The organism is Acinetobacter pittii (assembly GCF_034067285.1).
GTDB lineage: Bacteria > Pseudomonadota > Gammaproteobacteria > Pseudomonadales > Moraxellaceae > Acinetobacter > Acinetobacter pittii_E.
The window spans coordinates 2,390,210-2,414,349 of the sequence record NZ_CP139286.1 but is presented as its reverse complement, the minus strand read 5'-3'; the positions used below and the strand labels follow the sequence as shown (position 1 = coordinate 2,414,349).

The 24,140-nt window shown below is 37.8% G+C and carries 24 protein-coding genes and 1 pseudogene; 20 read left to right on the top strand and 5 right to left on the bottom strand.

The window, feature by feature from the left end; all coding sequences use genetic code 11:
* The first annotated feature begins 1 nt into the window (after window position 1).
* From SOI81_RS11330 to SOI81_RS11240, 19 genes and pseudogenes are all read left to right on the top strand, one after another.
* The gene (locus tag SOI81_RS11330) at window positions 2-400 is read left to right on the top strand and encodes a hypothetical protein (protein WP_320540765.1); all 399 of its coding nucleotides are present in this window, start codon (window positions 2-4) and stop codon (window positions 398-400) included.
* A 1-nt stretch (window position 401) separates the two neighbouring features.
* Complete coding sequence (locus SOI81_RS11325) at window positions 402-614, top strand: hypothetical protein (RefSeq protein WP_320540764.1); 213 nt, start codon at window positions 402-404, stop codon at window positions 612-614.
* A gap of 113 nt (window positions 615-727) precedes the next feature.
* A complete protein-coding gene (locus SOI81_RS11320) occupies window positions 728-1,249 on the top strand; it encodes an SH3 domain-containing protein (RefSeq protein ID WP_320540763.1) in 522 nt (173 codons plus the stop codon).
* 98 nt (window positions 1,250-1,347) lie between these two features.
* A complete protein-coding gene (locus tag SOI81_RS11315; protein WP_320540762.1) occupies window positions 1,348-1,701 on the top strand; it encodes a hypothetical protein in 354 nt (117 codons plus the stop codon).
* Window positions 1,701-3,005 carry a pyocin knob domain-containing protein gene (locus tag SOI81_RS11310; protein WP_320540761.1) on the top strand — a complete coding sequence of 435 codons (1,305 nt, stop codon included), beginning with the start codon at window positions 1,701-1,703 and terminating at the stop codon, window positions 3,003-3,005. The genes SOI81_RS11315 and SOI81_RS11310 overlap by 1 nt, the downstream gene beginning before the upstream one ends.
* A 52-nt stretch (window positions 3,006-3,057) precedes the next feature.
* Window positions 3,058-3,975, top strand: coding sequence for a phage tail tube protein (locus SOI81_RS11305; RefSeq protein ID WP_320540760.1), 918 nt, complete (start codon window positions 3,058-3,060; stop codon window positions 3,973-3,975).
* Window positions 3,976-4,045: 70 nt separating this feature from the next.
* Entirely contained in the window at window positions 4,046-4,561 is a 516-nt protein-coding gene (locus SOI81_RS11300; RefSeq protein ID WP_320540759.1) for a hypothetical protein, read from the top strand.
* 346 nt (window positions 4,562-4,907) lie between these two features.
* The gene (locus SOI81_RS11295) at window positions 4,908-5,255 is read left to right on the top strand and encodes a hypothetical protein (RefSeq protein ID WP_320540758.1); all 348 of its coding nucleotides are present in this window, start codon (window positions 4,908-4,910) and stop codon (window positions 5,253-5,255) included.
* A gap of 280 nt (window positions 5,256-5,535) precedes the next feature.
* Window positions 5,536-5,880: a hypothetical protein gene (locus tag SOI81_RS11290; protein ID WP_320540757.1), complete on the top strand. Its 345-nt coding sequence runs from the start codon at window positions 5,536-5,538 to the stop codon at window positions 5,878-5,880.
* Between the two features lie 105 nt (window positions 5,881-5,985).
* Window positions 5,986-6,429, top strand: coding sequence for an Sbal_3080 family lipoprotein (locus tag SOI81_RS11285; protein ID WP_320540756.1), 444 nt, complete (start codon window positions 5,986-5,988; stop codon window positions 6,427-6,429).
* A 10-nt stretch (window positions 6,430-6,439) separates the two neighbouring features.
* Complete coding sequence (locus tag SOI81_RS11280) at window positions 6,440-6,964, top strand: hypothetical protein (RefSeq protein WP_320540755.1); 525 nt, start codon at window positions 6,440-6,442, stop codon at window positions 6,962-6,964.
* Window positions 6,965-7,031: 67 nt separating this feature from the next.
* Window positions 7,032-11,338 (top strand): annotated as a pseudogene (locus tag SOI81_RS11275) (tape measure protein).
* A gap of 50 nt (window positions 11,339-11,388) precedes the next feature.
* Window positions 11,389-11,787 carry a hypothetical protein gene (locus tag SOI81_RS11270; RefSeq protein ID WP_320540754.1) on the top strand — a complete coding sequence of 133 codons (399 nt, stop codon included), beginning with the start codon at window positions 11,389-11,391 and terminating at the stop codon, window positions 11,785-11,787.
* Complete coding sequence (locus tag SOI81_RS11265; RefSeq protein ID WP_320540753.1) at window positions 11,787-12,293, top strand: DUF1833 family protein; 507 nt, start codon at window positions 11,787-11,789, stop codon at window positions 12,291-12,293. Before SOI81_RS11270 ends, SOI81_RS11265 begins: the two co-directional genes overlap by 1 nt.
* Window positions 12,290-12,652: a hypothetical protein gene (locus tag SOI81_RS11260; RefSeq protein WP_320540752.1), complete on the top strand. Its 363-nt coding sequence runs from the start codon at window positions 12,290-12,292 to the stop codon at window positions 12,650-12,652. Before SOI81_RS11265 ends, SOI81_RS11260 begins: the two co-directional genes overlap by 4 nt.
* Window positions 12,645-16,076: a host specificity factor TipJ family phage tail protein gene (locus SOI81_RS11255; protein ID WP_320540751.1), complete on the top strand. Its 3,432-nt coding sequence runs from the start codon at window positions 12,645-12,647 to the stop codon at window positions 16,074-16,076. The genes SOI81_RS11260 and SOI81_RS11255 overlap by 8 nt, the downstream gene beginning before the upstream one ends.
* 121 nt (window positions 16,077-16,197) lie before the next feature.
* Entirely contained in the window at window positions 16,198-16,587 is a 390-nt protein-coding gene (locus SOI81_RS11250; RefSeq protein ID WP_320540750.1) for a hypothetical protein, read from the top strand.
* A 118-nt stretch (window positions 16,588-16,705) separates the two neighbouring features.
* Complete coding sequence (locus SOI81_RS11245; RefSeq protein ID WP_320540749.1) at window positions 16,706-17,578, top strand: DUF4882 family protein; 873 nt, start codon at window positions 16,706-16,708, stop codon at window positions 17,576-17,578.
* 68 nt (window positions 17,579-17,646) lie between these two features.
* Window positions 17,647-18,189: a glycoside hydrolase family 108 protein gene (locus tag SOI81_RS11240; protein WP_320540748.1), complete on the top strand. Its 543-nt coding sequence runs from the start codon at window positions 17,647-17,649 to the stop codon at window positions 18,187-18,189.
* Between the two features lie 200 nt (window positions 18,190-18,389).
* On the opposite strand, the gene SOI81_RS11235 is transcribed toward SOI81_RS11240, so the two are convergent.
* The 4 genes from SOI81_RS11235 to SOI81_RS11220 form a co-directional block, all read right to left on the bottom strand.
* Window positions 18,390-19,106, bottom strand: a complete 717-nt coding sequence (locus tag SOI81_RS11235) for a hypothetical protein (RefSeq protein WP_320540747.1) — start codon at window positions 19,104-19,106, stop codon at window positions 18,390-18,392.
* A 239-nt stretch (window positions 19,107-19,345) separates the two neighbouring features.
* Window positions 19,346-20,332 carry an Abi family protein gene (locus tag SOI81_RS11230; RefSeq protein ID WP_320540746.1) on the bottom strand — a complete coding sequence of 329 codons (987 nt, stop codon included), beginning with the start codon at window positions 20,330-20,332 and terminating at the stop codon, window positions 19,346-19,348.
* Between the two features lie 308 nt (window positions 20,333-20,640).
* Entirely contained in the window at window positions 20,641-21,939 is a 1,299-nt protein-coding gene (locus SOI81_RS11225) for a Y-family DNA polymerase (RefSeq protein WP_320540745.1), read from the bottom strand.
* Window positions 21,936-22,436 (bottom strand): translesion error-prone DNA polymerase V autoproteolytic subunit, encoded by a 501-nt coding sequence (locus SOI81_RS11220; RefSeq protein ID WP_320540744.1) that lies wholly within the window; start codon window positions 22,434-22,436, stop codon window positions 21,936-21,938. The genes SOI81_RS11225 and SOI81_RS11220 overlap by 4 nt, the downstream gene beginning before the upstream one ends.
* Before the next feature lie 579 nt (window positions 22,437-23,015).
* On the opposite strand from SOI81_RS11220, the gene SOI81_RS11215 reads away from it, so the two are divergent.
* Window positions 23,016-23,426, top strand: coding sequence for a hypothetical protein (locus SOI81_RS11215; RefSeq protein WP_320540743.1), 411 nt, complete (start codon window positions 23,016-23,018; stop codon window positions 23,424-23,426).
* Between the two features lie 60 nt (window positions 23,427-23,486).
* Here the strand turns inward: SOI81_RS11215 and SOI81_RS11210 are convergent, their stop codons facing one another.
* Window positions 23,487-24,116 carry an SOS response-associated peptidase gene (locus SOI81_RS11210; protein ID WP_320540742.1) on the bottom strand — a complete coding sequence of 210 codons (630 nt, stop codon included), beginning with the start codon at window positions 24,114-24,116 and terminating at the stop codon, window positions 23,487-23,489.
* Between the last annotated feature and the right edge of the window lie 24 nt (window positions 24,117-24,140).

The following is a 24,140-nucleotide window of genomic DNA, read 5'->3' as shown; positions in this document are numbered from 1 at the left end:
GATGGCAATGACTTTAGAGCAAACAAGGCAAGCTATTATCGAACGCATGCAAAGCTTTACAGGTATTGCCCAAGACAGAATTCAGTATCCAAATGCACCAGACTTTAAGGTCCCAAAGGAAGGTTTGTGGTGTCGCTTAACCAATACAGGTGGACCCAGCTATTTATCTGGTATTGCTGATAATCCGTGTACACGCCGTACCGGTAATATTATGGTGCAATGCTTTGCTCGGCATCATACCGGAGAGAAAGGTTTAACTGAGCTCAGTGACTCTTTACTGCAGCATTTCGAATATTACTCAACCGATCATCTAGAATGTTTACAGGGACAATCAATTTTTATCGGTCAAGACGCTGACTTCATTCAGTATAATGTAAGTATTGGGTACAAGGTGAATTGATATGTCATGTATGCTGACTTTAGAAGAAATCGAAATTAAACGGCAAGAACTGGAACGACATCTTGAAGATGTTATGTCTGTAGAGCTGAGCAAATGGCAAAGTGAAAATAGGCTATGTGTTTCTGATGTGAATATACGCTTAGCCAACGTTCATAGTCTTGGTGGGACAAAACATAACGTTGTTACTGGAGTAAGTGTTGATTTAGATAATTAGCTTTGTGTTCAAGAAAGAACTACTGGAAGTTGGTTATTTTTAATGACTTAGCATATTATCATTTGTGATTACATTCTGTTACAGTAATAGAAATTTATAACAAATGGTAAAACATGAAAAAATCTACTTTAGGCTGGGGTGCCGCTGGATTATTTGCTTTAGGGATTTTTAGTTCTGGAAATGACAATACTTCAAGAAACAATTCAAACTCTGAGGAAGCACAAAATTCAGTTGAAGAGGTTATAGAATCCAAATATATCAATACCAATACACTTAATATTAGAGATAAGCCTAATGGTAGTGTTGTAGCAAAACTTGGACGTGGTGAAAAAGTTGATATTTATGAGAAAAAAGGAAACTGGGTACGTATCTCATTAAGTTCCTCGTCACCTCAGTGGGTATCAACAAAACTATTATGTGAAACGGATGGTTGTTTTAAGCAAAAGTCTCGATCAACTACATCAAATAATTATCAGGCATTAAAATCTAATCCTCATCATACTGAAAGAAAACAGAAAAAAACCTATTACGACAGTGATTGTTCATGTGCTGTAGTGGATTATTGCGTGGGTCCAAGAGGTGGGCACTACTGTATTACAAGTGGAGGAAACAAGAGGTATAAGCCTAGATATTAGCTATTTTGAATTATGAAACCTCCATTTTGAGAGGTTTTTTTATGTCTTATTCACTACCACCTCATCGGTGGTTTTTTTTATATCAATAGGAATCACTTATGAGCAATTTTGTTTTTAAACGTGGTGACACATTCAACTTAAATTTGCAGCTCGTTGATATGGATGAATCCCTGCAATATCCTGCCGATGATGTACGTCGGGCAATTAATCTAACAGGTTATACCTTTACATCACAAGTTAAGGCTTTAGATACAGGTGCAGCAGTGGCCACTTTAACTTGTTCGCTTTTAAACCAGACATCACAAAAAGGCTGGCTTAACGTGAAGTCAGGTGCAAGTACCAGTGCATGGCCATTGGGCTTGGTACAGATGGATATTAAAGGGGTTGTCAATGGTGTAACTCAACACACCGAAACTTTGACTTTTCAGGTAGTTGATGGGGTAACAGCATAATGGCAAATCTAGTATTCAAGTTTAATTGGGATCATCGGCCTTATCCATTTAATTCCTCACAAGGCAAAATGCAGTTTATGTTGCCTTTTGCATCTGGAATTCCAAATTTAAATCCTCAGCTGTCTCAAGTTCAGGGAGCGGGAACAGCAGCTGGAGGGACACTTACTACATCTTATTCAGATGATACGATTGGTCGCGTTCTTAGAGTGGGAGATTTTGGTTTAGGTAAACCACTTCGAAATACGGATGCTGGTGGAACTAATTTAAATGATCTGACTACAGTTGGTTTCTATGGTAATGATACATTCGCTAGCGCAACCATGGCTCTAAACTTTCCAGAAACTAGTACAGTGGGCACTCTGATCGTTACAAGTATTGCAGGATCAAACACTTACCGAAATCAACTTTATATTTCTGCTTCGAGCGGCCGTATCTGGTATCGATCCACTTCAGATTTAGCAACGTGGACACCATGGAAGCGGTTAATTGATTCTAGCTCAGGGGATTACCAGCGTTTACTAAATAATGGTTTCGCAACAAGTAAATTATTAACAGCTTCTCCTTTAGCAGACAATGATAGTGGTGGAACATACATAGGTTTACAAAGTGTTGGGGCTAATGCTCAGGCAGCAGGCGATTACCCTGTAAATATTGCTCAATTTATTATCGGTATGAATACTGGTAATGCGAGTGAGCATACTGCAAATATTAGTATCGGAACTTCTGCTAATTACTTCGGATTCAGAAGAAAGACTTATCAAGGCGCTTACTCACAGTGGTATGCATTACGTGGTGAACATAACACCACGGTTGATGGATCAGGATTCATCAAAGCCGCGTCTCCAGTTGTAAAACTATTCAGTGATTATATTGAACTGAATACTGATGCCGAAAAACAGCCAATTACTTTCGAAAAGCATGGAATTGGTGATTACCTGATTAAAGGCTCACTAGGGTTTGCACAGGAAGGTTGGTATGTCGAAGTACCGAAAGATGCCAATGGCAATACGGTTGTCGCCGTTGTCTATGAAACGCTAGAGAATGGTGATATTTCCATTAAAACCTACAAACGTAAGTTTGATCTGGAACAGGCTGCAATTGTGGCTGATCTGGAAAACCCTATGGATATTCCTTTCTCTCGCTGGATCGATATCCGTTTACATGAGGAACCAGAGTCAGAACCGGAAGAACCCTTAAGTGAAACACCTGCTGAGTTCCAGCCCACTAACTTATCTCAAGCTGTAGCTGCTGCAATGGAAGGTATTGAACCACCAGAAATACAGGACACAAACGAAACACTTTAATAACCCGCTAACTCAGCGGGTTTTTTATTGCCTAAATTTTGGAGAACTATAAATGAGTTCAGGCGCAAAAATTCGATTATATGCTTGTGAAGAAGCAGTATTAGGGACAACTCCAGCAAATCCAGTCTGGTACACCGTTCGCCGTGTTACTGATAGTTTGACTGAAAATGTAACAACTGAAGATAGCAGTGAAGTAGTTGATTCACGTTTTCGCCAAGGTGCTGTTGTAACGGAAGCCGAAGTAACTGGTCAACTAGAGTTTGAATTATCACTCGGTACCTTTGACTTATTCTTAAATGTTCTTGCTTTCAATAACTGGGCTGCAAATGCTTTAAGTTTTGGTGGTGGAGTACGTAAGTCTCTTACCTTGGTAAAAGTCTTTGAAGATATAGGTCAAGTCTTTATTTACCGCGGTATTCAAGTGAATACAGGTGAAATGACGATCCAGACCACAGGCAAAATCACTGGTAACTTTGGTTTAGTAGGTAGCTCATTTACGCGACAGCAGGTTAATCCTGTTACCAATCCTATTCCAGCATCCACTCGCCCTCTGGTGAGTATGCCGAATGTTGAAAAGCTACTTATTAATGGCCAATCAATTCAAGGTAAAGCTTGTCTACAAACCCTCACTATTAATTTTAGTAATAATCTTGAAGCAATTCGCTGTATCGGTTCAGGTAAGTACACACCAGAGTTTTACTTAGAGAAAATGATGGATATTGGCGTTAATGCTAATTTCATGTTCTCGGCAACTTCTGCAGCTTGGATTGATGCAATTAAAACACGTGATGTATTTACACTAACCTTCGATATTACAGACACCAAAGCAAGTAAGTACTCGTTTAATTTTCCGCAACTTGAAGTCAAGGAAGCGAACCATCCAGATGGTGGAGGAGATGACATCATTACAATTGATATCAACTTTGCCCAAGTCCGCACAACTCCAACAATTGTGCGTGCTCTTGTGTAATCCAAATTGATTAACCTTAAAGCCTATGTAGTCCCATGGGCTTTTTATTTCTTAAATTTTAGAGGTAGGTATGGCTTTAAAAGTCGGAATTATTCAAAGCTCAGAAGTGTCTAAATGGTGTGAGTTTAAAGGCATAGATGGTCAAGTGCAGGCAGAGTTTAAAGTCCGTGGTATCGCATATAAGCCTTTTCAGGTAGCCATTGAGCGTGCAGGTAATCAAATCTCATCTAAAGGTTATGACGTGATGGCGAACGATCCATCGGCAAAGCTGTACCATGAGCTTTTGATGGATGCTTGCGCAGCTCACTTAATTGAGGACTGGAAAGGTGTGGTATTTGCACAAGTTGTTGATGGAAAGACTGTAGAAACTGAAATGCCTTATACACCAGAGAATGCTTCAAAATTACTGAATATGGGTGATATCGGTATTCAAATCTGGTTATTCGTGAAAGAACAAGCACAAAAGATCCAAGAAGAGGCTGATAAAGAAAAGGCTTTAATTCTGGGAAAGTCATCGAACTCTACAAATACCAAAAAACCTATGCGTCGAAAACGCCGCACGAAATCGGACAAATCAAATTCTTAGGTGGACATATCCCAGATCCACCTGAATATTCTTATGCAACTGATTCAATTCTTGCCGCCTTTAGCACGATTATTAGATCTAGGCGATATGAGCAGGGCATTCCATTATCTTTAGACCAGCAAGCTATCAATGTCTATGCTGAGCATAATGACATGCCAGTTGATGCTCATATCTTCAATGACTGTATTTTTGCCTTGGATAATCTATTTATTGAAGAGGCTCATAAGAAGATTTCGACTAAACCCAAAAAGTAATAAATAGCTATCTTCGTGATGGCTATTTTAGATAATGTATTTTGATTTGTAGAAATATATAATATTAACAATAATTTATATTGAATATTAATATGTTAGTAAAACTTTTATATACATTGGGGTTATTTATTTCTTTGGTTGTTTTAGTTAGCTGCACTAAACAAGTGGGAAATAAACCACTGCCTCCTTCAGTTGAAGCGCAATTTATGAGTGCAGATCAACAAATAGGGAAAATGCTCGATGACCTAAATAATCGAGAAGTGCCACTTCAACTGAAGCGGGAAATATTGTGCAAGACATACCCTGAAGTCTACAAAAAACAGTATATGCCAGCTCTACTCAAGCTTGCTCCTAAAGTATATACAGAGGAAACTCTATTAAGAGATTTTGAGGCTGTGATTAGCTTTTATAAAAAAACTTTTGTAGTTAATTGTGGTTGATTTTTGGCACTTAAGACTTGAATAATGTGTTTGATTCATACATGTTTCAAAGTTAATCACAGGTGTTAAATGAAAAATATTTCTGGCTAATTATTTTAATAATAGCCTTAATTTTAATGGGCCCAAAAGTTTATAAATATCTTTTTAAAACAGGTGAGGGTATTGGTACAGCAGTGGGGCATGAGCTCAATAAGAATATGAATAATAATTAAACCGCCTTCGGGTGGTTTTTACTTTTCTGAACTGTTAAATTTTACTCTTTATTTAAATAGGTATTTTCATGAAAAAGTTTTATCTATTTACACTCATGCTTACATTGATAGGTACGGTTCAAGCCAAATCATTGGAAAAAATGGAAATAAAGCAAAGGTGTGAATCATATACAGAGCTAGCATTGGTCTATTGGGATAATTATTTCAATGGCCAAAGTCGAGAGGAGCAATATAATTTAGTCGATGAAAAGATCCAAGATGAAGTGGGAATTGTTTTTAGTAAGAAATTAATTGATATTGCCTACGACTATATACCATTTCCGGTGAATGAAAGTGAAAGAAAAGCATACAGGAAAGATTATTCATCAATGTTTTTCAATAAATGTATAAGTGGCTATGAAACTTCTAATTAAATTTTAGAAAACATATTTAAATATTTTCTGGTAGTTTTTCATTGTGTGACATTTAGTAACCAGTTTGTTAAATTATTCAAACTTTATAACAAATGGTGAAAATTCATGAAGAAAATATTGGCTGTTAGTTTAGTGGGTCTGGGTTTGGTGGGGTGTACATCAATACAAGTTAATAATGCTACTGGTTTTAACCCAGATTCTATTCGACAGGTTTGTATTATTGATAATCCCAAGGTAATTATTAAAGATTTCAATCAAATCGTTGAGCGTAGTTTCGCTCGTTATAATATCGATGCGAAAACATATAAAGACACTGACAACTTAAGCTTGTGTCAAACCACTCTAAATTACACAGCTACTAGATCATGGGACTTTGCGCCATACATGGTTGCTGCGAGATTCAATTTACTGCAAAACGGTCGTCAAGTTTCAGAAGCTTCATTTAATTTACGCGGTAATGGTGGTTTAGCTCTAAACAAGTGGCGTAGCACTGAGACAAAAATTAATGAATTAGTTGATCAGCTTCTAAATAAAGCACCTGCAAAGTGAGCCAATTAAAATGAATAGAGTAATATTATTGGGTTTGTTAGTTTTATTGGGCGGCTGCTCAAAGATTGAAAAAGAGTCCAAAGAAGCTGTTTTAAGCATATTAAAAGATCCTGAGTCAGCACAATTCCAGAACGTTAAAGGTGTGTGTGGGGAAGTAAATTCGAAAAATAGTTATGGTGGGTACACAGGATTTAATCGCTTTATAGTAATTAATAATAGAGCAGTGCTTGAAAGTGCCTCAGAAGAAGACACACTTCCATTTCAATTGAACTGGATGGCATATTGCTCTAAGAATGAGTCTAATGATGATGAGAAGTCACAGTGTGTAGATAATGCTGAAACTTCAGCAGCTGCATTCAAAGCCAAGGAAAGAGATTTGACAATTCAAGAAGTTAAGCAGGCTATCAGGAATGTTGATAATAACAAAGAGAGTATTAAAGTAGGCGATAAGCTTATTGATGAAGCATATGCAAGTAAATTCAAAAGTGCAGATATGCATGCTCTAGAAGTTCTAAACAACTGTTTGAAACATTAGTCTGCAATAGATTATTTAAAACATAACCCGCGAAAGCGGGTTTTTTATTGCCTGGAGAAAAGTGAAAATGGCACAAGAATCTCGTTTGGTCATTGTTATTGATTCGCAAAATGCTGAACGTAATGCGCGTAATCTAGGCAATGAGCTCAATAGTATTGAACGTAAAGGTGATTATGCTTCAAAGTCTATGGATGACTTATCTGTCTCGACACGTGCACTTGCTGGCTATATGGCAGGTTTGGTTACTGTAGGTGCAGCCATCTCTAAAATGGATACTTACACAGGGCTTCAGAACCGGCTTAAGTTAGTTACAAATGGTCAGGTTGAGCTGAATAAAGCAACAGAAGATACATTCCGAATTGCTCAAAAAACCTATTCTGCTTGGGATTCAGTGTTACAGGTGTACCAACGCTTTAGTGATAATGCTAAGACTTTAAACCTAACTATGGATGATACTGCTCGTTTAACTGAAACCGTATCTAAAGCTGTGGCAATTAGTGGTGCAAGTGCCGAGGCTGCTGATGCAGCATTAGTACAGTTTGGACAAGCCCTTGCAAGTGGAACACTACGCGGTGAAGAGCTGAATTCTGTTATGGAGCAAACACCAGCATTAGCAAAGGCCATTGCACAAGGTATGGGGATTACCGTAGGAGAGTTGCGTTCAGTAGCAGCTGAAGGAAAAATTACTTCACAAGAGATTGTGAAAGCTCTAAGAAATGTTGAGTCTGATGTAGATGCATTATTTGGTAAAACTGATATCACAATTGGACAATCATTAACTCTTTTAAATAATGAAATTACCAAATTTGTAGGAGAAGCTGGGAAAGGCTCAGGAGCCGCACAAGTACTTACTGGTTCGATTCAGGTACTTTCAAGTAATTTGAACTTACTGGCTGATGGCGCACTTATCGTTGGTATCGGATATATCACCCGTGCAATTTTACTAAAAGGCGCAGCTGTTAAAGAGGGGATAGTTTCAACATTGGCTAGTCGTCAAGCCTCAATAACTAAGGCTCAAGCAGAACTTAGTGAAGCGGCAGCAACTTTAAATACAGCTAAAGCACACCTTGCTAATGTTCAGGCAACTAATGCTGAAACTCAAGCCAAATATGGAGCTACTGCAGCTGCTTTAAGATACACCCAAGCTCAAGCCACTGTCATAGCAGCAACCAATACACAAACTGCTGCACAAACCAAACTGACTGCTGCTACGTCATTAGCGGGGGGTATTGGCAGTCGGGCTCTTGGTCTTATTGGAGGTCCTATAGGTGCTATTACTATTGGTATTTCTGCTTTAGCTGCAGGCTATATGTATTTTCAAGAGCAGGCGGAAAAAGCCAATAAAAAGCTTGAGGAGCAAGCAGCGGTTGCTAATAAAACGGCTGAAGAACTTAAAAAATTAAGAGGAGTTGAAAAGCAATCTGCTATTGATGATATGACCAAGGCATTGGAAGCTCAAAATAAGGAATTGAGAAAGACTGAACTTGCTGTCGGTTCTGCATTAATTAACATTCAAAACTATGCAGTCGGTAATGCAGAACTTGCCAAAATTTCTAATGATGCACGTACTGGTACTATTAGCTATACCCAAGCCATTGAACGATTAAATGGAATGAAAATTCCACCTGATTTATATAATGCACTTAAACTGCAAGTTGAAAAATATGATGAAGGCTATCAAAAGGGTAATAAGTTAGTTGAAAGTTTAAAGAATGTTGGTGTTGAAAGTAAGTTAGCTGGGAATGCTGCGCAAAACGCTGCACTTCAACATCAACAACAAGCTAATGCAATTGGAAATACAGCAACTGAAGCCGAAAAAGCATCGAAGGCTTTACAGGATTATCGGGATAAGCAAAGAGATAATGTGCTTGATTCAATCTATAAATCAGGTTTGCTTGATTCGGGATATACAGTTGCTCAGGCTAACGCGATTCTAGAACTGCAAAAAGCAAAAGGAATGAGTGCGATTTTATCTAAAGATGAAATTGATAGTGCTTTGCGAAACCTCAAAATTATTGAGGAACAACAGGAGCGAGAAGAGAAACTAATTGACTCCAAACGTAAGCAGACAAAGGAGTTGGAGCAGCAGGAGAAAATTGCCAAACGCCTTGTAGGTGTATCGGGTAAATCTGGGATTGGCACGGGTCCTCATCTCGACGTTCGATATGGTGGTTCAATGTCTGGCCAGAAAGTATCGAATGAACATCTAGCCCGATTACAAGCAGGAGGAAAACCATTATCCTCCTATAAGATCAGTTCTAATTATGGTCCACGAAAAGCCCCTACCAAAGGGGCTTCTTCATTTCATAAGGGTATTGATTTTTCAATGCCTGAAGGCACGCCGATCACGACCAATGTCGCCGTGAAAGATATTAAGACATGGTATGACAGCAAAGGTGGTGGCTATGTCAGCGAGGTGATCTTTGAGGATGGTGTTTCTCTTAAGTTGCTTCATCAATCGCCGAGTATGCAAAGCAAGGTTAAGAGCGGAGCAAGCAAAGGCAGTGATAAAGCTACGGGGGATATTCAATCGCAACTTGATCGTCAGTTAGATGCTCAGCGTTCACTTGAAAATGAGGTTGCCAGTGAAGTACAGCGGATCCAGAATAACTTAACGGTTAGACTGGAGGCCGTTGATAAAGCAGGGTTTACCCCACAACGTACTGCTGAAATCAAGGCAGAATTACAGCGCCGTGCCGATAATGATATCGCTATCGCTAAACAAGCGATTAGAAGCAAACTTGAGGATTACAAGGAGTTCCAGAAAACCGAGGCTGAACTACTTAAAGAAAATTTTGATCGCAAAAAGTTCAATGCGGCTCATGATATTGAATTAAGTAAATCTGAACAAAAGCAAGCAGTAGAATTGCTAGAACAGCAATATCAGCAGGAATTAGGACTGTTGAAACTCGCTCAAGAGCAGCGTTTATTTCAAGCTAAACAAACTTTATTGACAGAAACCCAAGCCATGCAGGAACGCTATAGACTCGAACGGGAGGAGATTCTTAAGAATTCAAAGCTTTCCATTGAAGAGCGTCAAAAATTAATCGCGTTATCTAAAGCCACACAGGACAAAGAGACACGCGATAAGGTGAATAACGCTGTTCAGAACTGGGGGGTATTCAGGCTGATATAAATGGTACCAGTGAGTTCTACAGACAGGATCAGGAACGGTTCAGCCGTTTGAGCGCTGCCAATGACTTAGCTGATAGTCAATATGCAGCAGCTGATTTAGATGAACAAAATGGTTTAGACAATCTGAATGCACAAATGGAAGCTGGATTAATTCAGCAACAGGATTTTGAAAATCAGAAGACAGCCATTATTCAAGCTGCTCAAGAGCAAAGAAGTCAAATTTACAATGAATATGCCCAGAACACTAAGGACATTGAAGACAAGTATCATCAAGATAGATTAAACGCACAGATTGCTCTTGGTGGGCAAATGATGGGTTCAGTCACATCTATGTTCGGCTCTATGTTTGGTGAACAATCCAAAGCCTATAAGCTCATGTTTGCTGCAGATAAAGCTTATGCAATTGCAGCTGCAGGTATTGCTATTCAGCAAAATATCGCAGCAGCTTCAAAAGTTGGTTTTCCGTATAACTTGCCTTTGATTGCTGGGGCCGTTGCACAAGGTGCCAGCATTATTGCAAATATCCGGGCAATTAAAGATCAAGGCTTTGCTGAGGGTGGTTTTACTGGGCGAGGTGGCAAATATGAAGTTGCGGGAGCTGTACACAAAGGTGAAATCGTATGGTCTCAAGAAGACATTAAACGATGGGGCGGTGTGGGTTTAGTTGAGAAAATGCGTAAGAGTTCAAACCCTGAAGCTTTCCTCAATAACAATGCCTCAACTGATAGTGTCATGCGCCGTGCATTGATGAGCTCTAATGCCTTTATGGAAAGTCAAAAGCAATCTGACATCTTTAATCAACCGGTTCAGGATGGCCAGATTATTTATAAAGGCAATACAAAGGCTGCTAAATCTCCTAATTTAGTTAATCCAGATTTATTCCATGACGGAAAAGTTTACTTTTCTTCAAATGGTTTTGTTCAGGATCGCTCAAATCTGGATGATGTACAGGATTTCACTTTAGGGCAAACTTCACGTCCTCAAGCTGAGACTATGCCTTCAATTGGACCTGCTTCACCGACTATCAATTTCAAGATTGAAGTTATCAATCAGGTTAGTGGTGCAACAGTTGAGGCTGAACAACTGGATGAGAAAACTGTACGGATCATTGTTAAAGATGAACTGGATAAGCAGCTTCCCAAATCGGTACCTAAAATTGTAGGAGATCAAATTGGTAATCCAAATTCAATTATTAGCCGGTCTTTGACTGAGAATACGACCACAAGACGTAATCGTTAATTATTAAGACCACCTTTCGAGGTGGTTTTTTTATTACCTGAAGGAAAGTTATGTACAAGTTAAAGCTAAATCCTCAAACAAATGGCTATGGCGTAACACCAGGTGATGATGTGAAGCGTCAGCAGATGGATGGCGGGCGTGGACGCTATTACATCGATGTAAAACGTAATAGCCATATTGTCGATATGAACTGGAATTTAAGTAAAACCGATTTCAATAAAATGATGGCTTTTTGGCGTGTTTACCAAAACAAGCCAGCCTCGTTTTATGCGGATCTTGTCATTGACCAGGGAACGCGACAGCAATACCAATGCAACTTTATTCCTAATTCATTTAAAACCAATGAAGTAAATGGAAATCTTTACCGGGTAACTGCTCAGCTGGAAGTTATTCAGAATCAGCCAAACCTTACAGCTGATGCAGCATTGATTAAAGATTGGGAGGTCTAATGGATAACGAGTATGCCAAGTTCTTTCTCAATCGCAAAGTCGATATCTATCAGCTGGAGTGTATTGAGTTATCACATCCATCTTTTCTAAACACATATCGGGTTGTCCGCAATGATGATCGGGGCGTCTATATGCAGCATAAGGCAGGGGCTGGTCAGGTCTTTTATGAATATCTACCTATGTCTATCCAAAGATCTGGAATGCTAGGGGATCTGGACCAGACCTTAACTGTTTCAATTTCAGGACTTGGGGATGTCTTGCCGGATGAGTTTGAAAGGGTAATTGAAGGGCAATATTCAGACGTTAAGCCTACCGTAAATTATCGACTCTATAGTTCGGACAACTTGAATACACCAATCCATTATTTGTTAGGACTGAAACTTTCAGGCATATCAATGAACCATAAAGCTGTGACATTCAAGGCTGAATCACCACGATTAAATACCGCGAAGACTGGAGATATTTTTGCACTGGATCGCTTTAGTGGTCTGAAGGGGGCTGTATGAAAAGTCATGATCATTTGCTTGATAAGCAATATGACGAAGAGCAGTACAACTGCGTTCATTTTGCCCATGAAGCTGCAATGGATCTCTACGGAATAGATCGTAGTGAAGCTTTGGATTTATTTATGCAACCTAAGGGCAAAATTACATTCCTGCCATCAAGATTAAAAATCTTAAATCCGCTGCCCATGCCGAAGGAGGGCTGCATTGTCGCCTTCCATCCAAGACAAAGAAATAAGCCCCCGCATGTGGGGCTTTTTCGTTTAGGTCGTGTACTGCATCTAATGGAAGGTGGGGTCACTTATTTAGCTGAAGACGTTATCAGAGCAATGGGGTTTAGTCGGGTCAGTTACTATGATTAAGATTATTTATAAACAAGATCCTTTGTCTGAAGAAAAGACAGTGGAATATGCTCACACCATAGGGCAATGGCTAACTTCCAAATATGAATCTATGCCTGAGCATGTCCGTATTTTTCATACATCAAGCAATATGGATCATGCGGAAATTTCGTTTGCCAATGAAGTTACACCTAAGAATGCTCATGACTTAAAACAACTGGATTTCTTACCTGGCACTTTTATTGTGATTGAAAATCCGAAAGGTATGCCTGCACTTATTGCGGCAATCGTTTCTATTGTTTTAAGCGTGGCGGTTGCATTTTTAATGCCTGCACCATCGATTGCTCAAACCAATCAGAATAACAACCAATCCTCATCTGCAAATAATGAACTTTCAAATCGTGAAAATAAGATGAGGGTAAACGGTCGCATTACAGATAACTATGGTGCTGGATGGAATACACCTGATCTGATTGCTGTACCTTACAAGGTTTATGAAAACAATGTTGAAGTTGAGCATATTGTTGGCTGTATTGGTCGTGGCCACTATCAAATTAATGGTGCGTACGATGGTGAAACCAATATTGTTGATATTGCCGGGGCATCAGTAGAAGTCTTCCGACCAGGCGTTGATATTGTTTCTGGACAGCCTTATTTTTCACTTGGTACCGAAATTACCACACCACCTTTAAGTGTTCAGCATCAAAACTCAGTGAATGGCCAGATCCTTCGACCGGCTGATACTCAAAGTCTGGAAGGCACTAATTATCTTCAATTTACTTATCCAAATGAGATCCTTCGAGCAGCTGCAAACAATACCGATTTAACGACTAAATTTGTCAGCAATGACCGTGTTGAAATCACTAATGCTTCATTTACCTATAACGGGCAAACATACGATTTAAACGGTACTTATAGCGTCTTATCCGTTGCTGATGATCGTATGACGTTATCAAATCCTGCTGCAGTTAATCCAAACTGGTTAAAGCTAAAAGAACTCAGTAACCAGCAAACAGGTGCTTTATCTCCAAAGCTTGCATCGATTGGTGAGAAATGGATTGGTCCATTCATCCTGGATAACATTGAACGTAACCGTGTCATTTTTAACTTTGTAGCCAGTAATGGGCTTTATACGGTATCAACAGGCGGCAATCAGGCGGCTGTAAACGTGACAATTGAAGTTGAGGTCACACCAGTGAATGAATCGGGTGCAGCCATTGGCAATCCAATGCTGAAACAGATCATTCTGAAAGGTTCAGCAAAGTCACGGCAGACTATTGGTGCAACGCTGGATATGGTCACATTTCAGGGGCGTTGTAGTGTACGTGCACGCCGTTTAACACCTACACCGGCTGTTGAAAGTGTAGTTGATGAGGTGAAGTGGCAAGCACTTTACGGAGCATTCCCGCTGCAAAGCACTAAGTATGAATATGAAACGGTTTTTCGTGCACGTACTTATGCAACTACAGGTGCGCTTGCAGTTAAGTCGCGCAAGATCAATTTTGATCTTCAGCGGATGTTGCCAACATATAAGAATGGAGCAATGACGACGGAGTTATTTCCAACGTCAAGCTTTGCTGATGCACTGGTGTCGATGGCACTGGATGACAAAATCGGACGCCGTACGATCGACGAAATTGATATAGAAAATATCTATCGTACTTATAACGATATTGTCGACTACTTCGGTACACCGTTAGCTGCAGAGTTCTGTACCACCATTGATGATACCAATCTCTCCTTTGAGGAGCTGGTCACTAACCTTTGTGATGCTGTGTTTTGTACAGCATACCGGCAAAACAATAAGCTCAAGATCTATTTTGAACGGCCAACAGATAACTCGGTGTTGCTGTTTAACTTCAGGAATATCATCCCTGATAGTTATAAGCATGATCTGACCTTTGGTGTAATGGACGATTACGATGGTTTGATCTATGAATACACGGATCCGACCGATGATAGCCGTATCAATATCTACTTGCCGGATAAAGGAGCCAAGAACCCAAAAGAGGTGAAATCGGTAGGTGTACGTAATAAGTGGCAAGCGCATTTCAATGCGTACAGGCTTTGGAACAAGCTCCGCTTTCAGCGCAAATCGATCACCTTTGATGCAGCTCCAGAATCGGAATTACTGGTTTTACGTGATCGCATCGCTGTAGCTGATTATCGAAATGGAATTCATCAAAGTGGTGAGGTGACAAAGCAAGAAGGCTTAATTCTTACCTTAAGTCATGATGTCGATTTCATTGCAGGTAAGAGCTACGTCATTTATCTGCAAATGGGAGATGGTAGTGTCGATTTGATTCCCATTACTGCAGGATCTGCTAAGAACAAGGTTATTTTAGGACGGTTACCGAACGCTGCATTAAAGCTAAGTTCTGATGATTTTGTGAATACCATCTACACCGTAGTTAATGATGATACCAAAGGTTCCTTGCCGTACCTTGTCGCAAAAAAAGATCCGGTAGATCAATTCTCGAATACGATTACTGCAGTGAATTACGATGTGCGCTATTACCTTAATGACAAGGACTTTATTGACGTACCAGTTGATGATTCACCGATCTACATTCGATACGACCAGCTAGATATTAACCTTGCGCGTTTATATCAAATGCAGAGGGGTAATTTGCCAACGACAGGTGAGATTAGTTTTGTGGTTGAGGCAGGGGCATTGGTTTCAAGCTCAAGTTCACTTCGGCCTGAAACACGTATGGTTTATAAGCATACGAATAACTCAGAAACTAAAGAGTTCATTGTTCCAGCTGCACCTGAATTACCAGCGATTGATACAGGAGTGTTTCCACCTGATCTAGTTGTGAATCTCCTAATCAAAGGCGCAGTTGTTGGGCGTGGAGGTGATGGAGGTCTCCCTCATTTAGCATATGGAGGATTATCTAGTGATTCCAATTATACCTTTACCAGAACACGTCGTGACGGGTTCCAAGGAGCACCAGGTTTAATGAACCGGCACAGTAAATTAAACCTGATCATTGATGGAGGAACACTGGCTCGTGGAGGTTCAGGTGGTGGTGCAACTCCTAGTGGCATCTACCCTGAACTTGGCTATGGAGTGCAGGGCATTCCTGGTGGGGCTGGTGCGCCGTTTGGCAGGGTTATGACAGGACAACCAATCTACAGTGATACTCAGGACTGGCGGTGGTACTTTATTGACAGTTTCATGGTTGTAAAAGTCACTGATGCTGAAGCTTCAGTGCCCGGTAAAGGTTATCGTTTTCAGGATGACCGTTATGGATCTCCATTATCAGGTGATGGTGGTAGATGGGGGCAGCGCGGTACCAAGTCCACAAACGATGGAACTTGGAACTGGCGATATCACGGCACGACTGAAGGTCAACCGGGTGCTGGTGGTACTGCAATTGTCGGCGTTGCACCACTCACAACTAAATTAATTAATGGAGGAAAAATTTTACAAACCCTTTAATACTTTGAAAGAACTTAGAGCACCCAATTCGGGTGCTTTTTTATCGCTCCGATGATGGATTGAACAACGAACGACTACCGCTTCCGAGCGGTTTTTTTACTTAAATTTTCTGGAGATATAAATGGAACCAGTTTCCACTAGCGGTTTAACAGCAATTTTAAAATTTTATGGTGCGGCAATTATGGTGACTTTAGCGGTTGCCTTAGTTGCAGCAGTGGTATTAATGACGCGTATGCCACGCTCACCGCAAGAGTGGGCCGTAGGCTTAATCTGTACGGTTGTATCAAGTCTTGCAGGTGGTTCGTTCATTATTGTGAAGTGGGGGCTTCATGAGTGGATTACTGATATTTGGGGGATGATGGCACTTGGTGGATTCTTCTTTGTATGTGGTATTCCTGGTTGGGCATTGGTCCGGTGGACTTTTAACTTTATCAATAAACAGGAAGGTAAGACGATTATCGAAGTTATCAAAGAAGTTAAGAAAGCCAAAAATGATATTCAAAATAGTTAACCGCCTTCGGGCGGTATTATTAATTAACCCACTTATATTTCTGTCATCTGTCGGAATTAAGCAAATGATTTAAAGACTTGTTTATACTAAATGTTCAAAATAAAAACAGGATAATGCCGTGAAAAAGATAATTTTAGCAACAGTAATGGGTTTCAGTGGGATAAGTATTGCTTTTGCCGAGTGTTCCTATAGTTTTGATGCGACCTTACAAGACATAAAAGCTTTTGAAGTAGCAAATGGAGCAAACGCAGCTAATTATCGTTATGCAGAGCAAGTTGCTAATATAAATAATACGAATCAGTCTGGTTATGACGTTATAAATTATTATTCCAATAAAAATGTCGATAAGCTTTTAGCTTCTAAAAAATATATTCAGTTTAAAACTCAATATACCTCTAATACGCCAGACAATGTCGCGATAGTAGATAAGCCTATTACTACTTCAGATATTCTTGCTCAGGAGTTCATTTTTGATGTGAATAATCTCAAGGTAAATCTTGGCAGTACTTCTCAGATGTATGAATATGGTTTTGTTATTACTGGATCTTCACAATCTAAAGTGGAATTAACATTAAATTTAATGTTTGCAAAAGGTAATAACTATTCAGGTGTTATAAATGGAGACTCAATTGTTTCTTTTGGCGCTACATATAAATCAGATGGTAATGGTCATTTAACATACTTAAGTGCTAATAGAACAAGTAATCCCGTACAAGTTCCAGCAGATGGAAAGGTTAGAGTAGGTGTTTATGTAAATCAAAATACTAAACAGGTTGGTTATATTGTTAATGGAGTGAACTACGGCTACTTAAATCTTACTATGGAAAATAAATTAAAATATATCAGCTTTATGGGAACTATCAACCAAGACCATTTCGCCAACTCAGCCTTAACAGGTAAAACAGTGGGGCTGCAATTGGTTACGGATAAGTCAAAATTGCAGTTTACTTATCCTACTGGAGCTAAGGACATTTGTGGGGTAGCTTTGTAAAGAGCGAATCAACTAATTTTCTCAACAGCCACCTACGGGTGGCTTTTTTACATCTAAAGGAAAGTGAAATGAACATTGAACAATATCTTGAAGAACTCATTAAACGCGAGGGCGGTTATGTGAATAACCCCGCTGATCGAGGAGGGGCAACTAAGTACGGCATTACTGAAGCCGTTGCTCGCGCACATGGTTTTAAAGGCCATATGCGTGATCTACCTTTAGATGTGGCCAAGTCAATTTATCGCAAAAATTATTGGACAGTTCCACGATTTGACCAAGTGAATTCGATTTCTTCTGCAGTAGCGGAGGAGTTATTAGATACCGGTGTAAATTGTGGCACCGGCTTTGCAAAACCTCTTTTACAACGTGCTTTAAATTTGCTGAATAACCAGGGAAAAGCAGGTTGGCCAGATCTTGCGGTCGATGGGATTTATGGGCCAGCTACTTTAAATGCACTTAAAACATACTTGGCCAAGCGTGGTAAAGATGGGGAGAAGGTTTTACTAAGAGTTCTCAACATCATGCAAGGCCAACGTTACATTGAAATTTGTGAACGCAATAAAAGCCAGGAACAATTTTTCTATGGCTGGATTGCTAACCGGATCTCATAGTATGAAAGTCTTTCATTGCAAACGCTCAAAGATAGCTTCCGTAATCACATTACTGTGCATTCTATTTTCAGGATGCACAGCTCATACGATCAATAATAATGTGAGTGTAGGTATTTGTGTAAAGGCCCTTTAAGGGCCAATTTGTATATAAATTTTTTAATTATAATTTTTCAGAGTAATCTACGACTTGAAAAATATATTTAAATATTTATGTATTTTTTACAAATATTTAAAATATTATTGATACTGGAATATTCATTTTCTGCATTATTTTGGGTAACAATTTCATGAATTTTATTGATTAGTTCATCGTTTTCAAATGCATTGTTCATCATGTATTTCACCTCTGCAGGAATTAAAACTTTAAAACTATTTGGATCTAGGTGATTTTTAATATCTTCAATAGAACTTTTAGGTAGACTTGATTTATTTTTACTAAGTAAATTTTTGATTTTATTGAAAAGACAATAGCTGAAATGTGCGCATATATATTCAATATCTTCGTTTGGAACGTCAATGATAATTAATTTTTTGTGATGAAGTCTCATGATATCTTTATATATATAGTACTTACCATCAATTGTGCTGTTGATAATGGAATAACCATCGTGGGTTGATGCATTTCGTGCTTCTTTCATAAATTTACCATAACGGATATCTTCAAAAAAAACACTCCAATCAATTTTTTCATTCAACGCAGTTTCTAAGCTATCTTTAATTGATTGAAATGAATTAAGATATGCATCAAAATAATGATTTAATTCAGGCATTTTATCCTCTTGCGGAGTTCCCCAATGTTTTTTAGTTTCACTACAACATTCTAAAATTTTATTTAAGAAAAATTCATGTCTTGAAAAAAGGCTATTAAGATGATTAGTAACCATTAGTCTATGTTGTTCAGGGTTTAAAATTTTCATAAGTAAACAAAATATTTTTAATTAATACTCAGTTGAACATTTAAATATCAAATTATCAATAGCTTATGTCAATCATAGAATTTTATTATTAAATTGCTGTTTTTTATCTCGTTACTTTTAGATTATTAGTAGAAAGTAATTGATAATTAATGATCTAACATTAACTTTGGAACAGTAAAAATAACCTTTATGCAATAACAAAAAAGAGATCTTTGGAGATCTCTTTTTAATTTTATCAGTTAGGGCAGCGATGGTTCATTTAGTCCAAGTATATACCCACGTTTTCCATTCGTTTTCATATACACTACACTCACATTCTGCAATGTTTTTGCTAGTTTAAAGAACTCTCTTTTCGCTTTTGAAGCTGGATAACAATTGGCAACTTTTTCCTTGTCAACATAAGCAAAGAAGCCATCAATAGAACATAATTTCTTGAACTCATTGCCAATACGTGAATCATTAAAATTATTGTAAGCAGTGACTGACATCCATTGAAGAAGCATCAACATATCATCATATTGCTTATTCAGTAAATTTAAAGAAGCATTCAATCCAAAAATTGGTGTTGAGTAATCTAATGAATTATTCGTAGGATTTCTATAGTAGAACTTCCAGATAGGTTCGTGATGGGATAATCGGTTCCTGAATTCTCTTATTAAGTTAAAGTGATCTTCAATGTCTTTCCTCTTGATATTTGAAGGGGCATTTGGAAAAACATGTTGCAAAAGATTTGGCCATAATAAATGTTTATTAGTAATGTCTTCATAGTCTTTGCTAAGCAAGGTTGTCCAGAATCCAAAAGGTAATCGGCTTAATATATCCTCACCTTTCACCCAGCTTTTTACAATTGAAGCATCATCTCGTGCTTTTTTAACATGATTTTCAGTAGTACTATATTTGATGCGATTACCGTTTTTTACCCATTTCAAAGCATTCTGTTGACGCATTTTGGCAATTTTTCTGTCTTGTATTGCTTTAACTAATTGTTCAAACCATAAGTCATTATGTTTATACGAAATGAAGTTTGATCCATTTGGTTGATGATGTTTTTTTACAGCAACGTCTATAGCATTTCTTAAAGTAATTTCTAAAGTCTGCATTAGCGGATAAATGGCTCCAGCTAAGGCAATGTTCCAGTAATATGCTCTTAGTATCTGATTCGGATCAGTTAGCTTCAAAATATTTTCATATGTACTTAATCTAGGGGTAGAAATAAAATCGCTCATTTTTTGAAGAAGTAATCCTTGTTTTTAGATCTAAAGTATAGGGTAGTTGTACTACCCCAAAAATATGTGTATTATAACAAGCATAGACACGTTATGCGTTCCCTGGGATTGCAAAAAAAGCAATTCTATAAACATAATGTAAGTAATTTGGAAAAGCCACCGAAAGGTGGTTTTTCTCTATCTATAGTTTTGTTTTCTCCAGATCCTCATGATCTGTTATCAAATCATAATCGATTCAGCTAACTTGAAATCTTTTAACTCGTTATAAAATATCTAGCCTGCACTTATAAAAATTATTTGATAGTGCTTTATTTATAAATCATCAATAACTGATCAAACTTAAATGGATTTCTACTTAATTTATCTCTACTCATCGACCAGTTGCGGCCCGGTACATAACATGTACTAATGCCGATTTTTTTCTTGCCAAATTTTGTATGCACGCTATCTAGCGTTTTCATCAATTGTTCTTTCTTTTCTATCGCTTCAAAATCTGTGAGCAGGTCATAAGTGTGGCCCGATTTAGGTTCAAGTCCCGTTAATATCACTCCACACTTTTTATACTTAATACCTTCTTTATAAATATGACTCACCATCTTCGTGGCAGCTTTGACAAAATCTAAAGCGCTATCGGTAGGTTCAGGGAACGACCCTGTGATTGATTTATTATAAAATGGTGCGCTTTCATCAAATGGACTTGATTGAACAAATACAAGTAGACAACCGCATAACGATTCTTCATCACGTAACCGCTTACATGCTTCTTGTGCATGCATTGCTATAGCTTCTTTCAAATCATCTAGTTCGGTTACTTTTGCTCCAAAGGAGCATGACTTAATAATTTGTTTTTTTGATGGCGGTGTATCTTCAATCTCAATGCAAGAGATGCCTTGTAATTCGTTAATTGTACGTGCCATGACAATTGAAAATTGGCGCTGCATTTCACGTGCTTCTGTACACGCTAGGTCTAATACAGTTTTTACACCCATAGAATGCAATTTTTTAGCATGCTTACGACCTACTCCCCAAACTTCCGAGACATCGATCTGCGCGAAGTAATATTCTTTATTACATGGATCCATGCCGACTAAATCACAAACCCCATTAAATCCAGCATTCTTTTTAGCTATATGGTTAGCTATCTTTGATTCTGTTTTGCTTCTTCCAATCCCCACACATACTGGCAATCCTAGCCACTTCAATATTTTTGCACGCATATCTTGACCAACGACCTGAAGATCAAAATTCTTCTCATAGGCTGTAAAATCTACAAAACACTCATCAATTGAATAACCTTCAACTTCTTCCTCTGTGACATATGAGCCAAGTATCTTATGAAAGCGTCTAGACATTTCTGCATAGAGTGCGTAATTGCTTGAGAGAACAGTGACATTGTGTTTTTGAACTACATCTTTGATTTGAAATAACGGGACACCCATTTTTATCCCGAGCGCTTTAGCTTCATTTGAACGGGCTACTGCACAGCCGTCATTATTCGAGAGCACGATGGTACTCTTATTATTCAAACTAGGGTTAAAGACTCTCTCACATGAGACATACATATTATTAACGTCTATGAGAAAAAAGACTTTCTCCTCGTGTTTCATGATCTTTTTCTTGTATTTTTTAGAATGTAAGTTACAACACCCCAAATTATTAATTCTTGTCCGTCTTTGAGATGTATATCTTCATACTCAGGATTTTCGGCTTTAAGCCAATGTTCATCTCCATCAATCATTAAACGTTTAACCGTGAAATCATTATCAATAAGAGCGACAACAATATCGTTGTGTTTAGCATCAAGACTTCTATCAACAATTAGCTCGTCGTCAATATCAATTCCAGCATTTAGCATTGATAGAGAGGCTACTTTGACAATAAATGTTGCCGTCTCATTTTTGATTAAGTGCTCATTCATATCGAGGGATCGATCAACGTAATCTTGAGCTGGCGAAGGAAAGCCAGCAGATACCTTTTCAATCGCAAATGGTATTGATAAATGGGTAGAAGGAGTAACTAGTTTTATGGAAGCCACATCACTCAAAGCATTGCCAAGCTTAAGGTGTGGCTTAATTTCAATAATAAAAGGTTCGATAGTGCTCATAGTTACTCCTTGATTTCGTTACATAATCAAGATGATATGCTAGAGCTTGCTTAAAATTCAAATTAAAAAAATTGTGTATAAACAAGAAGAAGTCACAAACTGACGTGCTTAACCCCACCATTGGTCATAAAATGAACATATAGAATTAATAAAGATTTTGCTTTTGTATCACTTAAAAAATTATTTTAAAAGAAACTATTTCTAATATGCGGTATATAATACATTTTTTATTAATAATTTTTTCTTAAAATATACTTGATATTTTAACGATTGATACTCAAAAAATTAATAAAAGTAAATAATAAATAATTTAGATTTTATTTTTAACTAATTGTTTTTGTTGTGTTTTATTTACAATAAAATTTTATTTTATAATCATATATATAATCAATTTTATTTTATAACTGATAATAATTATTATAACTTTAGACAGATTATTCTTTTTCTATAGAGACCGATAATGTTTTTAAAATGATAATTTTCTTGAAATATTTGATTACAAATAGGGTGTTTTATCATTATAAAAAAATTTCTAGTATTGATTTGAACTGTTTAAATTCCCTTTAGGAAATAATATTAATGAGAATTTTTTCATATTTATTAATCATATCAGCAGCAATAATTTTTTATTTTAGTCTAAAATTTGGTTTTGATTTAAAAACGGCCTTTCACACTTTACTTTTATTAGTGATCTGGTCGGTTGGTTGTTACTTTTCATACAGATTTTATGATGATTTTGGATATCCAAAATTTTGGTTTTACCTGATTTTTGGTATTTTACTGAGCTTCTGTTTTTATCCACTTTTAGAGTTTTATTCTTATAAAACCGAAACTTATGGCTGGCTTGATTGGGCTGGTTTAACAACGAGAGAATTTAGGTTTGATCAAGAACAACGCTGGTTCGGACGCTGGTATGGATTGCTCGGAGTAACAACTATTTTTACATTAATTAGTATCGCTATTCAGCAATTTTTCGACAGTGATAACTAAAAACTTTATGAAATAATAACTGTCTAAAAACAGTTATTATTTCAAATATTATAGAGAGTCTTAAAATAATTTTTGTTTAGGAAAGTATTCAGCAGTAAATTCACCGATCGGCATTTCAAAGAAAAACTGCTTTGCATCATCCTTTTTGCAATTGAGCCAGTCTTCTCGGAATTCTTCAGGGATAACAATAATCGATCGTTTCTCATCTTCAGGTTTATGGAACTGGCTCATGAAGGGGTGGTTATCTGCATTAATAGTCAGCATCGACATAGATCTTACTTGCTGCCCATCAATCACAGTCGAATCATAAATAGCAGCTACTGTAAAAGGTAAGCCATCCTCTCGATAAATTCCCCATCTTTCTGCTTTACCATTCACATACCTAGGCTCATAAATTTTTTCTACAGGTATTAGCGCGAATTGGCTTTTAGCCCATGCATGTCGGAAGCTCGGCTTTTTATCAACTGTCTCAGTTCTAGCGTTATATGTATACTTTGAGAACTTTAAATCATGGTTCCAAGGTGGAATCATACCAAACTTAACTTGCCGCCATTCTATATGGCCATCTTTAGAAAATATAAGAGGGCAGTCGTAACCAGGATAAATATCGGTCTTATAGTCGAACGTTTGTTCGAATAGATCTAGTAGATGTACTCGGTCTTTTAATATAGGTTCATAGTTTGCGCACATAAGTAACCTCAAAATTAGTATTTA

Excerpts from the sequence above, each read along its gene's own strand:
- SOI81_RS11330 (WP_320540765.1), top strand. The coding sequence starts at position 2 with ATGGCAATGACTTTAGAGCAAACAAGGCAAGCTATTATCGAACGCATG.
- SOI81_RS11325 (WP_320540764.1), top strand. The coding sequence starts at position 402 with ATGTCATGTATGCTGACTTTAGAAGAAATCGAAATTAAACGGCAAGAA.
- SOI81_RS11320 (WP_320540763.1), top strand. The coding sequence starts at position 728 with ATGAAAAAATCTACTTTAGGCTGGGGTGCCGCTGGATTATTTGCTTTA.
- SOI81_RS11315 (WP_320540762.1), top strand. The coding sequence starts at position 1,348 with ATGAGCAATTTTGTTTTTAAACGTGGTGACACATTCAACTTAAATTTG.
- SOI81_RS11310 (WP_320540761.1), top strand. The coding sequence starts at position 1,701 with ATGGCAAATCTAGTATTCAAGTTTAATTGGGATCATCGGCCTTATCCA.
- SOI81_RS11305 (WP_320540760.1), top strand. The coding sequence starts at position 3,058 with ATGAGTTCAGGCGCAAAAATTCGATTATATGCTTGTGAAGAAGCAGTA.
- SOI81_RS11300 (WP_320540759.1), top strand. The coding sequence starts at position 4,046 with ATGGCTTTAAAAGTCGGAATTATTCAAAGCTCAGAAGTGTCTAAATGG.
- SOI81_RS11295 (WP_320540758.1), top strand. The coding sequence starts at position 4,908 with ATGTTAGTAAAACTTTTATATACATTGGGGTTATTTATTTCTTTGGTT.
- SOI81_RS11290 (WP_320540757.1), top strand. The coding sequence starts at position 5,536 with ATGAAAAAGTTTTATCTATTTACACTCATGCTTACATTGATAGGTACG.
- SOI81_RS11285 (WP_320540756.1), top strand. The coding sequence starts at position 5,986 with ATGAAGAAAATATTGGCTGTTAGTTTAGTGGGTCTGGGTTTGGTGGGG.
- SOI81_RS11280 (WP_320540755.1), top strand. The coding sequence starts at position 6,440 with ATGAATAGAGTAATATTATTGGGTTTGTTAGTTTTATTGGGCGGCTGC.
- SOI81_RS11270 (WP_320540754.1), top strand. The coding sequence starts at position 11,389 with ATGTACAAGTTAAAGCTAAATCCTCAAACAAATGGCTATGGCGTAACA.
- SOI81_RS11265 (WP_320540753.1), top strand. The coding sequence starts at position 11,787 with ATGGATAACGAGTATGCCAAGTTCTTTCTCAATCGCAAAGTCGATATC.
- SOI81_RS11260 (WP_320540752.1), top strand. The coding sequence starts at position 12,290 with ATGAAAAGTCATGATCATTTGCTTGATAAGCAATATGACGAAGAGCAG.
- SOI81_RS11255 (WP_320540751.1), top strand. The coding sequence starts at position 12,645 with ATGATTAAGATTATTTATAAACAAGATCCTTTGTCTGAAGAAAAGACA.
- SOI81_RS11250 (WP_320540750.1), top strand. The coding sequence starts at position 16,198 with ATGGAACCAGTTTCCACTAGCGGTTTAACAGCAATTTTAAAATTTTAT.
- SOI81_RS11240 (WP_320540748.1), top strand. The coding sequence starts at position 17,647 with ATGAACATTGAACAATATCTTGAAGAACTCATTAAACGCGAGGGCGGT.
- SOI81_RS11235 (WP_320540747.1), bottom strand. The coding sequence starts at position 19,106 with ATGAAAATTTTAAACCCTGAACAACATAGACTAATGGTTACTAATCAT.
- SOI81_RS11230 (WP_320540746.1), bottom strand. The coding sequence starts at position 20,332 with ATGAGCGATTTTATTTCTACCCCTAGATTAAGTACATATGAAAATATT.
- SOI81_RS11225 (WP_320540745.1), bottom strand. The coding sequence starts at position 21,939 with ATGAAACACGAGGAGAAAGTCTTTTTTCTCATAGACGTTAATAATATG.
- SOI81_RS11220 (WP_320540744.1), bottom strand. The coding sequence starts at position 22,436 with ATGAGCACTATCGAACCTTTTATTATTGAAATTAAGCCACACCTTAAG.
- SOI81_RS11215 (WP_320540743.1), top strand. The coding sequence starts at position 23,016 with ATGAGAATTTTTTCATATTTATTAATCATATCAGCAGCAATAATTTTT.
- SOI81_RS11210 (WP_320540742.1), bottom strand. The coding sequence starts at position 24,116 with ATGTGCGCAAACTATGAACCTATATTAAAAGACCGAGTACATCTACTA.